This window comes from Adlercreutzia equolifaciens, from assembly GCF_029076695.1.
Classification (GTDB): Bacteria; Actinomycetota; Coriobacteriia; order Coriobacteriales; family Eggerthellaceae; genus Adlercreutzia; species Adlercreutzia equolifaciens_A.
In genome coordinates, this window is record NZ_JARFIK010000576.1 from 1 (window position 1) to 290 (window position 290).

Consider the following 290-nt stretch of genomic DNA (forward strand, 5'->3'; position numbering starts at 1 on the left):
GGATGAGCTGAAAAAATATGAAGCAGTGAGAAAAGAACAAAAGAACAAGAATTAAAAAAATAAGTTCAGTCGAATTGTTTGACTGAACTTATTTTAATGGTGTTTTTATTTTTCTTTCTTTGAGAAAAATCTTTTTTTCTTCTTTTTCTCTGGAATATCAAGACCACCGCGGACACTCTTAATGCCTGTGATATAGATACCACTTACAACGACTTTCGCTTCTTTCTTCACCGGAAGAACTTCGAAAACCTTTGCATCACACATCAGAGTCATAACCTTTGGTCCAACCT

Annotated in this window: 1 protein-coding gene; it reads right to left on the reverse strand. The window is 34.5% G+C overall.

Annotated elements, in window-relative coordinates:
* Positions 1-105: 105 nt before the first annotated feature.
* Positions 106-290 (reverse strand): hypothetical protein (locus tag PZH32_RS13660; protein ID WP_428994064.1); only part of this gene is annotated, 185 nt, incomplete at its 5' end.